Source organism: Hoyosella levis (assembly GCF_026008515.1).
Taxonomy (GTDB): domain Bacteria; phylum Actinomycetota; class Actinomycetes; order Mycobacteriales; family Mycobacteriaceae; genus Lolliginicoccus; species Lolliginicoccus levis.
This window is the reverse complement of sequence record NZ_BQYM01000002.1, coordinates 114,591-129,013: the sequence shown is the minus strand read 5'-3', so window position 1 is coordinate 129,013 and position 14,423 is coordinate 114,591. Positions and strand designations below refer to the sequence as shown.

The following is a 14,423-nucleotide window of genomic DNA, read 5'->3' as shown; positions in this document are numbered from 1 at the left end:
CGAACCTGCGCGGGGCGATCGGGAGGAGAAACACGCTTCTGGCAGGATTTGATGGCCTCGTCGACCGGTTCGCGGTTGAATGGAGGTGATGTCGTCGATCCACCACGACATGACCATCGCAGGTCCGCCCGTTCCCTGGGCCGGGCACGGCAGCCGTGACGCGCGGCAGAGATGAGGAACCATGACCGGGACCACCCCCCACGAGCAGGGCAATGTCACTCCCCTGACCGGCCACGAGAACGCCACCGCGGCCACGCCGCATTCGCCCACCGAGTTCGGGCGCATCGACGATGACGGCACCGTATGGCTGATCACCAAGGACGGGGAACGGCAGATCGGGTCCTGGCATGCCGGAGACCGCGCCGAGGGACTCGCGCACTTCGCGCGACGCTTCGAGGACCTCGCCACGGAGGTGGAACTGCTCGAGACCCGCCTCACCAAGGGCGCGAGCGATCCGAAGAAGACGAAGGCCGCCGCCGGGCACCTCCTCGAGACCTTGCCCACTGCCGCGGTCATCGGCGATATCGCTGCGCTGGAGGCCCGCCTCCATGGCATCCTCTCGGGCGCGGACGTGGCGGCGGAGCAGGCGCAGCACCGCCGCGAGGAGGAACGTGCCGCGCAGGTCGCCCGCAAGGAAGCACTGTGCGACGAGGCCGAGGACCTCGCGGAGAACTCGACCCAGTGGAAGGCTGCCGGGGACCGGCTCCGCACGATGTTCGACGAGTGGAAGACCATCCGCGGCATCGACCGCAAGACCGATGATGCATTGTGGAAGCGCTTCTCCAAGGCCCGCGACAGCTTCAACCGGCGGCGTGGAGCACACTTCGCGGAGCTCGATCGCGAGCGCGTGCATGCCAAGGCTGTCAAGGAGGAGCTGGTGGCCCGCGCGGAGGCGATGTCCTCGTCCACCGAGTGGGGCGAGACGGCCGGTGCGTACCGCGACCTGATGAAGGAATGGAAGGCGGCGGGCCGGGCACCCAAGGAGGCCGATGACGCGCTATGGAAGCGCTTCAAGGCAGCCCAGGACACCTTCTTCGCGGCGCGCAATGCTGCGGCATCGGAGCGCGACGCGGAGTTCGCGGAGAACGCGACCGCGAAGGAGGCACTGCTAGCGCAGGCCGAGGCGCTCGATCCGTCGAAGGATCTCGAGGCCGCGCGCGCCGAGCTGCGGCGATTCCAGGAGCGCTGGGAGGCGATCGGCAAGGTCCCGCGCGACCGCATCCATGATCTCGAAGCACGGTTCAAGGCGATCGAGTCGCGGGTGCGCGACGCGGTGGACTCGCAGTGGCGCCGCACCGACCCGGAGGCCGAGGCCCGGGCCGCGCAGTTCCGCGAGCGCGTGCAGCAGCTCGAGGAGCAGGCCGCGAAGGCGGAGGCTGCCGGTCGCGCCAAGGATGCCGCCAAGGCCCGCGCGCAGGCCCAGCAGTGGCGCGAATGGGCCGCCACCGCGGAGGATGCCCTGACTTCCCGCTAGCACGAGGCAGGCATGCGGGCTAGCGCCCAGCTCGGGACAGCTAGCCCGCGTGCCGCGCAGGAGCGGGCGCGCGACTGACGGCCACGGTGAACCACGTCACGAACAATGCTGCCAGTGCCGCAAGGCCGAGGAGGAGCCCGGCGCCCGGCCCCGCGGCGCTCGCGGCGGCGAGATCGGCAGCCGTGGGGGTCTGCCGTGACCACACGGCCAGCATGCCTAGCACCCCACCGACGAAGGATCCACCCGCCGCGATCAACGCTGCCGCCCAGCGACGCGTGATGAGGCTGATGATGGAGAATCCCGCGCCAAAGACGAGCGCGAACCAGACGAACAGCTGCGACATGATCTTCACCGACTGCTCGCGCGCGGCCTCCGAGCCGACAAGCACATCCCAGCCGTTCGCGGCACCAGTGTGAGGCAGCGCGAAGGAGCCGACGAGCACCAGCACGAGCACGGCGGCCAGCAGCGCGCGGATGCCCGGGTCGATCTCCACCGACACTCCGTCCCGCGTGCCGGGGGCACCGGGCGCGAAGCTCTCAGCGGGGTCAGGAATCCGGGGCGTGTGGGCGGCCATCAGCAGCATCCTGTCGTCTGGGGCGCGGGGCCAGGGGCGCCGAGCCGCGGCATCCCCAGCCCGACACCGGTCGGAGTCGTATCGATCGGCGGGGTCTTCGGGGTCTGCCCGGTCGCCGCGGCATCCCCCGCCCGGGTACGGCGGTGCGCCTGGACCAACGTGTCCGCCACCAGATGGTGGGGCGCGGCGGCGGTCACGGTGGTCGTCACGAGGTCGCCGGGGCGGATTTCCCCGTCGATGGCACCTTCGGGCCGGAAATGCACCAGCCGCCCGTCACGGGCGCGACCACTCATGCGGCGCGTCTCGGCGTCCTTGCGGCCCTCCCCCGTCGCGACGAGGACCTCGACGGTGGTGCCGATGATCTTCCTGTTCTCGTCGAGGCTGATCTCCTCCTGGAGCGCGATCAACCGGTCATACCGTTCCTGCACCACATGCTTGGGAACCTGGTCCGGCATCTCCGCGGCGGGCGTGCCGGGCCGCTTGGAGTACTGGAAGGTGAACGCGCTGGAGAACCGTGCCTGCCGCACCACATCGAGGGTGTGCTCGAAGTCCTCCTCCGTCTCGCCGGGGAAGCCCACGATGATGTCGGTGGTGATGGCCGCGTGCGGCATCGCCTCGCGGACCCGCTCGATGATGCCGAGGAAGCGTTCCTTGCGGTAGGAGCGGCGCATCGCGCGCAGGATGCGGTCCGATCCGGATTGCAGCGGCATGTGCAGCTGGGGGCACACGTTCGGGGTCTCGGCCATCGCCGCGATCACGTCGTCGGTGAATTCCGCGGGGTGCGGCGAGGTGAACCGGACCCGCTCGAGCCCGTCGATGCCGCCGCAGGCCCGCAGAAGGTCCGCGAACGCGCCACGGCTGCGCGGGATCTCCGGATCCGCGAAGGAGCGGCCATACGAGTTGACGTTCTGCCCCAGCAGCGTCACCTCGAGCACGCCCTCCGACACGAGAGCCTGGACCTCGGCGAGGATGTCGCCGGGACGGCGGTCCACCTCCTTGCCGCGCAGCGCGGGCACGATGCAGAACGTGCAGGTGTTGTTGCAGCCCACCGAGATCGACACCCAGCCCGAGTAGGCGGAATCACGCTTGGCGGGAAGCCCGGACGGGAACGCCTCGAGCGCCTCGATGATCTCGACCTGGGCCTCGGAATTGTGCCGGGCACGCTCGAGCAGCGCGGGCAGCGCCCCGATGTTGTGCGTGCCGAACACCACGTCGACCCAGGGCGCGCGCTTGACCACGACGTCGCGATCCTTCTGGGCGAGGCATCCTCCGACCGCGATCTGCATGCCCGGGTTCGCGTCCTTCGACGGCCGCAGATGGCCGAGGTTGCCATACAGCTTGTTGTCCGCGTTCTCGCGCACCGCGCACGTATTGAACACCACCAGGTCCGGCTCGCTGCCCCCATCGACGGGGACATAGCCCGAATCCTCGAGCAGCCCCGCGAGCCGCTCGGAATCGTGCACGTTCATCTGGCATCCGTAGGTGCGGATCTGGTACGTGCGCTGCTGCGGCGTTACGGCCTCGCTGGCCTCGCTGATGTCCTGGGTAGTGCTCACGACCGCCCAGTGTACGGGAGCGGCGCATCCGCGACCAAGCCTGCTACCACTGCTTTTACCCATGCCCACGGCAATATCGCTGCGGGTCGGCACACCTCGCGCCGCCCCGGGACGGGGTCATGCCACCCCTCGTGCTGACGCCGGTGAACGACGCTGCCAGCCAGGACGTCACGGGGTTGTTACCGCAATTCGTCCGTTTTGGTGACCGATCTGGTCAAGACTAGGACAGGCATTCCCAGGCAACTCCCCAGGGAAAGACGGCACCGTCGCCCCGGGAGCCCGTGGCACATGATGCACAGGGCCCCGCCACCGGGGGCCATCCGCAAGGAGAGGACGAGCTTTTCCATGACCAATTCCCCATCCCACCGGCCAGGCACCACGCGTCGCATTCTCGCCGCAGCAACCGCGGGCGTGGCCACGCTCGCGGTCGCCGGGTGCTCAGTCGGCGGAGAGAATGACCTCACCCTCGCTACCGGTTCCACGGGCGGCACCTACTACCCGCTCGGCGGCGAGATCGCCAACCTCTGGAGCGACAACCTCGAGGACTACTCGATCACCGCCACGGTCGGCGGCGCCTCCGTGGACAACTTGCGCCAGCTCGATCAGGGCGAGGTGGAGCTCGCGATGGCCGTCAACGCCACGGCGGCCGATGCAGTGGCCAGCGCCGGCGATTTCGAGGAGAACCCCCTGGGCGACCCGACCGGCATCCGGTCGCTGGGCAACATCTACCCGGAGATCCTGCAGGTAGTCACCATAGAAGGCACCGGGATCACCTCCATCGAGGACCTGCGGGGCAAGCGTGTCGAGATGGGACCGCTGGGCAGCGCGACCAATACGCTCTCCGGGCAGGTGCTCGAGGCTTACGGCATCGATCCTGATCAGGACCTCGCCGAGCAGTTCGACAGCAGCTTCGGAGATGCCGCCACCAACCTCGGGGACGGCGTAGTCGATGCCGCGTTCGGCATCCTTTCCGCGCCCACGAGCAGCATCGAGCAGCTCGCCACGACCAACGACGTGCGAATGCTCAACATCCAGGGCGCGGCGCTCGACCGCCTCCTCTCCGAGAACCCCCTGCTCTCCCCGCACGTCATCCCGGGCGGGACCTACTCCGGCGTCGATGGCTCGAACAACACCGTCACGGCGTGGGCGACGCTCTACGCCAAGGCGGATCTCGATGAGCAGCTCGCCTACGACCTGACGCGCGTGATGTACGAGAACTCCCGCGACGTCCAGCACTCCGCTGGCGACGACATCATCCTCAATACGGCTGTCGACGGCCTCGGCCCGGTACAGCTTCATCCCGGCGCGGCCCGGTACTTCGAGGAGAACGGCATCAGCGTGCCGTGACGATACTCGTCCGCTACTGCGGGGGCATCCGGTTCGACCGGGTGCCCCCGCCTCGCGCGCTCCTCGTGCTAGCCCTCGGCGCGCTCGCCAGCCTCGTGTGCGCCGCGTGCACCAGTGGCGATGAGCCGTTGCGCTTCGAGATCTACTCCCACGGCACCGATGAGGTCGTGTATTCCACTCCCATCTCACCGGGAGAGCCGATCACGCTCGATCACATCCATTCCGTGCACAAGCGCCCCGTCCACGAGGTGTTCTCCGTCAACGAGCAAGGCAGGATGACGATGCGGGAAATGGTGTTCGACCGAATCGGCGCGAACCTGCCGGGCGGTCCCGAGACCATCGGAGGCATCACCACTACCTACCTCGTCGAGGACGGCCAGTTCCGCGTCCTGCACCACGACAGGCCGCTGGGCATCGTGCCCATGATCGTGGGCCACCCCGCGGTGGATCATACGATTACCATGCCTAGCGGCACGTCCGTGCGGCTGCTCGACCTCGTTCGCGCCGGTGCCCGCGTCGACCTGCGAACCAATCACGCAACCACCACGAGGTGATGCTCCCGTGCCTGCCACACCACCGCCCCTCGATGCCGGCCTGAGCACTGACATCACCAAGCTCGAGCACCATAACGCGGTCGAGTCGACCGAGCACACCCGCGTTGATTCGCGTCCTGCCTGGAAGTGGGCGGTGTTCGTGGTGGCGCTAGCCTTCGCGCTTTTCCACGTCCTGACCTCTCCGCTGTTCGAGGGATCCTTGCCAGCGAGGCAGCAAGGCCCGTTCCATGTCTCCCTCGCGGTCGCGCTGATCTTCCTGCTCTATCCAGCAAAGCCTCGAAGCACGCACCGGCAGCGGCTGATGGGCATCGCCCTGGCGGTGGCGGGGATTCTGATCGTCGTGGCATTGTTCGCGCAGGGGATTGCCGGTATCCACATCGTGGTCCCCGCCCTGCTCGTGATGGCGCTTGTCCAGGCAGCCCGGTATGCCCCGGTGACGCTCGGGGGGATACCCGCGGGCGACGTGGCGCTCGCGGTGCTCAGCGTTCTCGTCGGCTACTACGTGTTCGCCAACTACGAGGCGATCCTGCGCACCGCTGGCATCCTGGACCCAGCAAACATCGCGGTGGGCACAGCAGGCCTGCTCCTCATCCTCGCGGCGGCGCAGCGTGTGCTTGGCCCTGCGCTGGTGGTCCTCGCCTCGCTGATGCTGGCATACGCCTATTACGGTCCAGTGCTGCCAGGATTCCTCGGCCACAGCGGCCACAGCCTCGATCGGATCGTCAATGTCTCCTTCTTCACCGACGAGGCCGTGTTCGGCACGCCGGTGCGGGTTTCCGCAACGGTGATCTTCCTGTTCCTGGTCTTTGCCGCGGTCCTGCAACGCACCGGCATGGAGCGCTTCTTCACCGAAGCGGCCCTCGGTGCCACGGGCTGGTCCCAGGGCGGCACGGCAAAGGTGGGCGTGGCGACTAGCGCGTTCTCGGGCACCATCACCGGCTCGTCGGTCGCCAATACCGTCAGCAATGGTGCGTTCACGATCCCGATGATGAAGAAGTCGGGATATCCCCGGAACTATGCAGGCGCGGTGGAAGCGTCCTCGTCGACGGGCGGGCAGATCGCGCCACCAATCATGGGCGCGGGCGCGTTCATCATGATGGAGATCACAGGCATCCCGTACGCGGAGATCCTGAAGGCCGCGATCATTCCGGCTGTGCTGTTCTTCGCCGCGCAATTCGTGGTGATCCACTTCGACGCGCGGCGCCTCGGCATCGGGGGCATCCCGAAGTCGATGCTGCCGAGCGTCCGTCAGGTCATGGCGGCCAAGGGGTACCTACTGGTGCCGATCGTGGCGATCTTCATCCTGCTGTCGATGGGCTTCAGCCCGGGGTTCGCGGCGATGGCCTCGATCTCCATCGCGATCGGTATCAATGTGCTGGTGCAGCTGCTCCACCCGCTCGTAGTGGCGGTCTCGCCGGGAACCGGGCTGATCGCGGCGCCGCGGCCGTCTGCTGATCGGGCGCGGGGCGCGGTCTCGCTGCTGGGATGGACAGTGGTGACCGTTGCGGGAGCGGCAACGCTGCACTGGTTGGTGGGGGCGATGGTTCCCGGATTGTCCTCGTTGCTGCGGATGACAGTGGTCGCGCTGATGCTGGGCGTGCTGGTGGCGGTGCCATCCCAGGTGGTGGCGCGCAGGCGTGGTTTCGCCCCGGACGGTGATGCAGCGGAACCGCTCCCGGTGGCGATGCGGGAATCCTGGCGGTTGATCGTTCCCTTCGCTGTGGTGCTGACGGTGATGTGGCTGGTTGATCTCTCGGTCGATGTGCTGCTGCCGGATCTGTCTCGGGCGTGGTCGATCGTGGTGACGTCCTTCCTGCTGGCAGTCGTCGTGACACCGTTGGTCGCGATGTTTGCAGGCTGGGGGCGGTCCTCCGACGAGAAGCTCTCGGTGGCAAGCCTGGCCGATGGCCTTGTGGGGGCGACCCGGATCGCGCTGCCCATCGTGGTGGCGTGCGCCGCCGCCGGGATCCTGGCCGGGATGATCACGCTGACCGGCTTGGGCCACAAGCTTGCTGATGGCTTGATCGGTCTCGGCGGGGGCTATCTGATCCCTGTATTGGCTCTCTCGATGCTCGCCTGCTTGATTCTCGGAATTGGGCTTCCCACTACCGCGAACTACGTGGTCACCGCGACCTTGGCGGCGCCCGCGATCGTGGTGCTGCTGCAGGGCGACCTTCCCGAGGCGACGGTCGCGATGATCCTCTCGGCGCACCTGTTCGTGTTCTATTTCGGCGTGATGGCGGACATCACTCCCCCGGTGTGCCTGGCCGCCTACGCGGCATGCGGGATCTCGGGAGGCGATCCGATCCGCACGGGTGGACATGCGGTGCGGATCGCGGTCTCGGGCTTCGTGGTGCCGTTCCTGTTCGTGATCAGTCCCGAGCTCTTGCTGCAGGATGTGAACTGGGGACAGGGCATCCTCGCGATCGTGTCGTCATTGGGCGGCGTGTTCTTCCTCGGCATCGCTGTGGTCGGCTTCCTGCATGAGCGGATCAGCTGGGCCGAGCGCGCGGTGCTGGTCGCCGCCGGCTTGATGCTGGTGCACTACGGGGTGGTCACCGACTTCGCGGGACTTGCCCTCGGGCTGATCGTCATGAGCCTGCACTTGCGCGGCATCCGGAGGGATGCCCGGGCAGCGGATGCGGGGCAAACTAGTCCGGGGCAAGCGGGCCCGAGGCAGGAGAGTCCGGGGCAAGCGAGCCCGGCAAGCTAGAACGGCTCGTCGAGCAGGCCGTCGCTTGCCCCACCGTGGCCGGGTAGGGCCTCGGTGACGACGCTGTAGGAGATGGATGGGCCGTAGCCCCGCCGGGCGAGCATGCCGACGAGCCGCTGGATGACGCGCTGCTTCTCCCGCTGATCGCGCCAGTCGACGGGTGCGATCGCACGCAGTCGCTTGTCAACGAGCTCGCGCGCCCGGTCGCGCTCGTCCTCGTCGCTGATAGTGCTCAGCGCGTGCTGGGCGTCGGCATCATCAACGCCCTTGCGCCTCAGCTCATTGGCGATCGCACGCTTGCCCTTGCCCGCGTACTGGTGCCGGGAGCGCGCCCATGCCTGCGCGAACTCGGCATCGTCGATGAGCTTGACCTCGGCGAAACGATCGAGCACGGCGTCGCTCACAGTGCTCGGTATCCCTTTGCCCTCCAGCTTGGTCCGCAGCTCGTCACGGGTGTGGGCACGCATCCCGAGCCAGCGCAGGCACAAGCTCTTGGCATGTGCCTGCCACTCCTCCGGCGACTTCTCCTGCTCCTCGGCGTGCGGAGCCATCAGAACTCCGCAGCAGGAGCTTCCACCTCGGCGTCGAGCACCGCGCCGATACCGAGCTTCTCCTTGACCTTCTTCTCGATCTCGTCGCCCACCTCGGGATTCTCCAGCAGGTACTTGCGGGCATTCTCCTTGCCCTGGCCGAGCTGATCACCCTCGTAGGTGAACCACGAACCGGACTTGCGGATGAAGCCATGCGTCACGCCCATGTCGATGAGCGAGCCCTCGCGGCTGATGCCGTGCCCGTACAGGATGTCGAATTCTGCCTGCTTGAACGGGGGCGAGACCTTGTTCTTGACGACCTTCACGCGAGTACGGTTGCCGACGGCATCAGTGCCATCCTTCAGGGTCTCGATCCGACGCACGTCGAGCCGGACCGAGGAGTAGAACTTCAAAGCCTTGCCACCGGTGGTGGTCTCGGGCGAACCGAACATCACACCGATCTTCTCGCGGAGCTGGTTGATGAAGATGGCGGTGGTCCCGGCCGAGCTGAGCGCCGAGGTCATCTTTCGCAGCGCCTGGCTCATCAGGCGTGCCTGAAGACCGACATGGCTATCGCCCATCTCGCCCTCGATCTCGGCCCGGGGCACGAGCGCGGCCACCGAGTCGATCACAAGGATGTCCAGGGCACCCGAGCGCACCAGCATGTCGGCGATCTCGAGAGCTTGCTCTCCAGTGTCCGGCTGGGATACCAGCAGCGCATCGGTATCAACACCGAGGGCGCGCGCATAGTCCGGATCCAGCGCATGCTCGGCATCGATGAACGCCGCGATGCCGCCAGCCTTCTGCGCATTGGCGACCGCGTGCAGCGCCACGGTCGTCTTGCCGGAGGACTCGGGGCCATAGATCTCCACGACCCTGCCGCGGGGCAATCCACCGATGCCCAGTGCCACGTCAAGCGCGATGGAACCAGTGGGGATCACCGCGATGGGTTGCCGCGGCTCGTCGCCCAGCCTCATCACCGAGCCCTTGCCGAACGACTTGTCGATCTGCGCGAGAGCTAGCTCGAGCGCCTTCTCGCGATCATATGCTGGTGCCATGTCTGATTCTCCTTGGACTAGATGCGCGGCGGCAGTTTGCCTGTCAGTGAGACCCGGCAGTGCCCCACTCATGGCTACCGTACGACCGGCCACTGACAATTCTGCGTTCCCGCGCCCACTCTGTGGATAACCACATCACCGTGCACAGGCTAGGTACCGACGTTGATGCGTTCTCCCGATGGGCGCGCGTCAACGAGTGGCCGATCCAGTACGACTGGCACCACTATACCGAACACACGTTCGAATGCTAGCGCTGCAGCTCCGGGACATCGAACTCGTCGCACAGCGCGCGCCACACCTCGCGCAGCGATACGCCACTGCTGATGGCTCGCTCCGCCGTGACGCCCCCGAGGGAGGTCAGCACATGGTCGCGCAGGAGGGTGGGGCCAAGCCGGGCGCCGAGGCAGCTCTCGACCTTGTCATGGAAATCGGTCAAACGCACGGCCCCACCCTACTTCCTGGCCCACGGCCGGTTCACTCGCGCAGGGACCCCTTTCGCCGGAACTCCCCGGCGGGCGCTTGGGGTGGCCTCCAGCGGCGACCCACCGCGCGCCGACGACAGGAATCTGCGAGTGAAAGTCAACCAATCTTGCCCGAAAAGCAGACATCTGTTGACTTGCGCTCGCAGATTCGGAAAGGGGCACCACCCCGCACCACCGCTAGCTGCTCGCGATGACGCCCTCGCAGACCGAGAGCGGATCCCGCACATCACGCGCGGTCCGGGCCGCCTCGGCAGCAGCGGCACGGTATCGCGGGTCGCCGACCACCCGGTCGATCGCGGCGCGCACGGCCGCTGGGTCGAGCGCGCCCTCGCGGCCCGTGCGCACGATCTCGGCGACGCCTCGGCGCTGGGCCCGCGCGGCAAGCTCGCGCTGGTCGCCGCCACCGGGGATGATCACCATCGGCGTGCCTGCTAGCAGCGCGCGGGCGAGCATGCCATGCCCCCCGCCGCAGACCAGCACCGCGGCCTTCTCGAGCAGTGGTCCTTGCCTGCCTTGCCCGGCCACGCACCAGTCCGGCAGGTCGCGGGGCTGTTCTCCGAGCACGGTGGCGACCATGCGCCACGGTGTCGCGGACTCGCGGTCCTCGCGCAGCGCCTCGACGACGGCGTCGATCATGCCTTGCACGCCACCGCGGCTCGCGGTCGACGGTGACACCATGACCAACGGACCGTCGCTGGGAGGCACCTCGAGGTCGTTGCTCGCGGGCTCCCAGATCAGCGGTCCCACGAGGTGCGCGGTCTCCGGCCAGTCCGGTCGTGGCACTTCCATGGCGGGCACGGTCGCGATGAGCCGCGCGCGTGGTCCGGGGTCCCGCACGGGCATCCCTATCGAGGCGCGCGCCCTGCCCCGCTGGAGGCGGCCGCGCCGATGATCCCTGGCCACGAGCGCTCGCAGCAGGGTGTCCCGGGCCCGTCCCGAGAGTCCGGTACCAGGCTCGAGACCGCTCCCCACGGGCGGCAGGCCTCGCGAGGGCAGGTACAAGGGGTGCGGGGATAGCTCTGCCCACGGAATCCCGAGGCGTTCGGCGGCGAGGCCTCCCGCCACTGTGATGACGTCGGAGACCACCAGATCGGGCATCAGCCGATTTAGGTAGGGCAGAAGCTCGGTGGACATCGATGCCGCGCGCTCGTGAATGCGGTGGCCAGCGTCGATGTCGAGGTCCCCGGCGCCGCGACCGAGCCCGGGCAGCTCGCGCGCATCGAGGCCCGCGTCGCGCGCGTGGTCAAGCCAACGCGTTCCCGTGAACACCACTGCCTCGCCTCCGCCGCTGGCGATGCGCCTGGCCAGTGCCATGGCGGGGAACGCGTGCCCCGGGTCGGGTCCTGCCACCACAGCGATGCGCATGTATGTCGTTCCTTGCCAGCTAGAGCCTCGTGGAGGGTGTGGTCGGTGTGCGGGGTCCTGCGAAGAACCGGTAGATCAAGTATGCGGCGGCAGCGAGCAGCGCGAGGGTAATGACTGTCGACATCACGTCGAACAGCGCGCCGATCACGATGATGGCGAGCCACGCGAGGATGATGGCGGCGACGATGCGGAGGACCATGAAGACTCCCGAGCTAGTTGGGTGGTGCGCCTGGACAGGACTGCCCTGGGCCTGCCTCTAGCATGCGCGCCGCGTATTGGCTTGTCAGTACGTGGGCGCGGAGTTCAGGGTAAGGATCAGGGAGTTCCCGGAACCGCAGCGAGGCGCCTCAGGCCGTGTGCCAGGGTTGCTGATCGCGTTGCCGGGGCCGTGCGCGTCCCGGGTCCGTCCTGGCGCCGGGAGCGATCGCGGGGTTCGGCGCCGCGAGCGGATCGATGCGCTGGGAGCGAGCACCCTGCACCGGCACCGGCCCCGGGGCGGCGGGGTCCCGCAGGGTGTTGAGCTCGCGCAGCCCATGAGCTAGCCCCTCGAGCCGGTCGGCTGCGTCGAGGAGTTCCGCGCGACGCATGTCCATCGTTTCCAGCGAGCGCCCGCCCGGCAGCCTCGGCCCGGATGGGTCGAACACGGCTTCGGTCATCTGGCTGGCTGCGCGGGCGAGCGACTCGATTTCCTCGACCCCAGAGGTGACCTGGTCGGTGAGCGCCCGGATGGGCTGCTGGAGCTCGCGCTGGGCACTGCTAGCCATCCCCCGGCGCAGTCCACTGCCGCGCAGGGCCTTCTGCGCGTGCTCCATCTCGACGATATCGCGGGCGGTGGTCTCGAGAGCATCCCCGGCTGCCGCGCCCGCTACCGAGATCTCCTCGAGGTCGGCATGCGGGACTACCTCGGCGCGGGAGAGCACGGTCAGCATGCGGTAGAGGCTTTGCTCGGCGTCACCGAGGCGGAGCATGGGCTCGTAGGCGGCCGAGGAGTAGCCGGGCTGAAAGCGCCGGGCCGGTCGCACGGGGGGCAATGGCTGCGCCCGGTAGCCGCGAAACCGCTGCCAGGCCATGACAGCGGGGACAGCGAACAACGCCGTGGCGCCCCCGCCTGCTACGACCGTCCAGTCAGGGGCGCTAGCGATCGCGAGGCCGACTGTTCCCGTGCCGGAGATGCCCGATGCCGTGCCGAGGCGGAGGGAGCGGCGCCGGGCCTTCCTGGTCTTCCGGATCTGCTTCTCGCGTGGGTCCGTGAAGCGGGTGACCGCATCGGTGACCCGGCCATGGACATCTCGGAAGAATCGTCCGGCTCCGCTTGCTCGGGACGTCACGGCCTGGACCTCCTCGCTCCCCCGGCTACCCTGCTGCGTTGGGTTCCGCCTGCCCGTGCTGCTGCGGCTTGTCCGCCGCTACCTGCGGGGTACTGGTGGACTCTGGCGCGCTGCTGATCTGGTTGCCCTTCATCGAGGCGCGGATCTGCTCGAGCCGGCTGTGCCCAGCCATCTCCACGGTCGACTGCTGCACCTCCATCATCCGGCCCTGCACGGAGCTCTTGTGCAGCTCAGTGGTGCCGAGGGCGTTGGCGTAGCGCTGCTCGATCTTGTCCCGCACCGCATCGAGGTTCGGAGTATTGCCGGGAGCGGAGAGCTCCGACATCGACCGCAGCGAGTTGCCGACCTGTTCCTGCATCTTGGCCTGCTCGAGCTGGCTGAGCAGCTTGGTGCGCTCGGCGAGCTTCTGCTGCAGCATCATAGCGTTCTGCTCGACAGCGTTCTTGGCCTGCTGCGCAGCACCCACGGCCTGGTCGTGCAGGGCCTTGAGGTCCTCGATGTTGGTCTCCGCGGTGACGAGCTGCGCGGCGAACGCCTCGGCGGCGTTCTCGTACTGCTGCGCCTTCTGGGTATCGCCCTGCGCGGCGGCCTTCTCGGACATCTGCAACGCCTGGCGAGTACTGGCCTGGAGCTTCTCGACCTCGGCGATCTGGCGGTTGAGCCGCATCTCGAGCTGCCGCTGATTGCCGATCACGGCCGCGGCCTGCTGGGACAGGGCCTGGTGCTGCCGCTGCGCGTCCTCGATGGCCTGCTGGATCTGCACCTTGGGGTCGGCGTTCTCATCGATGGAGGCATTCATCTTGGCTTTCATGTAGTGCCACCACTTAACAAACGGGTTCGCCATATCCCCAGCCTCCAAGTCTGATTGTCGGTCCCTCGTGCCGAAATTCTACCCGGACGGACGAGCACGAGCCTCCGTCGCGAGCCGCACGCATCCAGCGCGCTGTCACTCCTGTCGAATCTATCCCGGATCAGACAGCGGCGCATCGGGGAATCCACCGATGCGCGACTACTGAACCGCCACGCTGCGCGGCACAACCAGCCGCAGCTCGCACAAGATGCTTGTGGGGCGGCCGGGCGCTCCGCTAGGCAGCGACCAGTTCCTCCGCGCCGCTCGCGACCTTCTCCGCCGAGCGCTGGGGGATGACGAACCGGGCAGTCCGCTCATCGACGCCGGCCGAGGCTGCGGATTCGCTAGCGAGCAGGGAGCTGACATCGAACAGGACATCGGCCAGCTCGACATCGAGGGCGTCGCAGATGGAGGCGAGCAACTCGCTCGATGCTTCCTTGCGGCCACGCTCCACCTCCGACAGGTAGCCGAGGCTCACGCGGGCCATGCTGGACACCTCGCGCAGTGTCCTGCTCTGGGACACCCGGACGCGCCGCAGGCTGTCACCGAGCGCTTCCCGTAGCAGCAGCGCCATGTCGCTCCTCCATCCTCA

General features: G+C 67.9%; 14 protein-coding genes. 4 read left to right on the top strand and 10 right to left on the bottom strand.

The features are described from left to right. Nucleotides 1-181 precede the first annotated feature (181 nt). Nucleotides 182-1,474: a DUF349 domain-containing protein gene (locus QC765_RS02770; protein ID WP_278312894.1), complete on the top strand. Its 1,293-nt coding sequence runs from the start codon at nt 182-184 to the stop codon at nt 1,472-1,474. A 40-nt stretch (nt 1,475-1,514) separates the two neighbouring features. Here the strand turns inward: QC765_RS02770 and QC765_RS02765 are convergent, their stop codons facing one another. Then, on the bottom strand, nt 1,515-2,048 hold the full coding sequence (locus QC765_RS02765; protein WP_278312893.1) for an Rv2732c family membrane protein: 534 nt from the start codon (nt 2,046-2,048) through the stop codon (nt 1,515-1,517). Beyond that, nucleotides 2,048-3,667: a tRNA (N6-isopentenyl adenosine(37)-C2)-methylthiotransferase MiaB gene (gene miaB, locus QC765_RS02760; RefSeq protein WP_373876644.1), complete on the bottom strand. Its 1,620-nt coding sequence runs from the start codon at nt 3,665-3,667 to the stop codon at nt 2,048-2,050. The genes QC765_RS02765 and miaB overlap by 1 nt, the downstream gene beginning before the upstream one ends. 282 nt (nt 3,668-3,949) lie before the next feature. Here miaB and QC765_RS02755 point away from each other — a divergent pair, with 282 nt between their 5' ends. The 3 genes from QC765_RS02755 to QC765_RS02745 are packed head-to-tail and all read left to right on the top strand — an operon-like array spanning nt 3,950 to nt 8,218. Then, a complete protein-coding gene (locus QC765_RS02755; RefSeq protein WP_278312891.1) occupies nt 3,950-4,951 on the top strand; it encodes a TAXI family TRAP transporter solute-binding subunit in 1,002 nt (333 codons plus the stop codon). Continuing rightward, nucleotides 4,948-5,505, top strand: coding sequence for a DUF1850 domain-containing protein (locus QC765_RS02750; protein ID WP_278312890.1), 558 nt, complete (start codon nt 4,948-4,950; stop codon nt 5,503-5,505). Before QC765_RS02755 ends, QC765_RS02750 begins: the two co-directional genes overlap by 4 nt. Before the next feature lie 7 nt (nt 5,506-5,512). Further along, nucleotides 5,513-8,218 carry a TRAP transporter permease gene (locus QC765_RS02745; RefSeq protein ID WP_278312889.1) on the top strand — a complete coding sequence of 902 codons (2,706 nt, stop codon included), beginning with the start codon at nt 5,513-5,515 and terminating at the stop codon, nt 8,216-8,218. Here the strand turns inward: QC765_RS02745 and QC765_RS02740 are convergent. The 8 genes from QC765_RS02740 to QC765_RS02705 form a co-directional block, all read right to left on the bottom strand. Then, the gene (locus tag QC765_RS02740; protein WP_278312888.1) at nt 8,215-8,769 is read right to left on the bottom strand and encodes a regulatory protein RecX; all 555 of its coding nucleotides are present in this window, start codon (nt 8,767-8,769) and stop codon (nt 8,215-8,217) included. The two genes, QC765_RS02745 and QC765_RS02740, sit on opposite strands and share 4 nt — an antisense overlap. After that, nucleotides 8,769-9,806 (bottom strand): recombinase RecA, encoded by a 1,038-nt coding sequence (gene recA / locus QC765_RS02735; protein WP_192037857.1) that lies wholly within the window; start codon nt 9,804-9,806, stop codon nt 8,769-8,771. The genes QC765_RS02740 and recA overlap by 1 nt, the downstream gene beginning before the upstream one ends. Nucleotides 9,807-10,053: 247 nt before the next feature. Then, nucleotides 10,054-10,248: a DUF3046 domain-containing protein gene (locus QC765_RS02730; protein WP_278312887.1), complete on the bottom strand. Its 195-nt coding sequence runs from the start codon at nt 10,246-10,248 to the stop codon at nt 10,054-10,056. A 217-nt stretch (nt 10,249-10,465) separates the two neighbouring features. Beyond that, the gene (locus QC765_RS02725; protein WP_278312886.1) at nt 10,466-11,653 is read right to left on the bottom strand and encodes a glycosyltransferase; all 1,188 of its coding nucleotides are present in this window, start codon (nt 11,651-11,653) and stop codon (nt 10,466-10,468) included. 19 nt (nt 11,654-11,672) lie between these two features. Continuing rightward, on the bottom strand, nt 11,673-11,852 hold the full coding sequence (locus QC765_RS02720; RefSeq protein ID WP_278312885.1) for a hypothetical protein: 180 nt from the start codon (nt 11,850-11,852) through the stop codon (nt 11,673-11,675). 148 nt (nt 11,853-12,000) lie between these two features. Then, nucleotides 12,001-12,981: a phage shock envelope stress response protein PspM gene (pspM, locus tag QC765_RS02715; RefSeq protein ID WP_278312884.1), complete on the bottom strand. Its 981-nt coding sequence runs from the start codon at nt 12,979-12,981 to the stop codon at nt 12,001-12,003. Between the two features lie 25 nt (nt 12,982-13,006). Further along, entirely contained in the window at nt 13,007-13,825 is an 819-nt protein-coding gene (locus QC765_RS02710; RefSeq protein WP_278312883.1) for a PspA/IM30 family protein, read from the bottom strand. Nucleotides 13,826-14,066: 241 nt separating this feature from the next. Then, complete coding sequence (locus QC765_RS02705) at nt 14,067-14,405, bottom strand: helix-turn-helix domain-containing protein (RefSeq protein ID WP_278312882.1); 339 nt, start codon at nt 14,403-14,405, stop codon at nt 14,067-14,069. Nucleotides 14,406-14,423 lie beyond the last annotated feature (18 nt).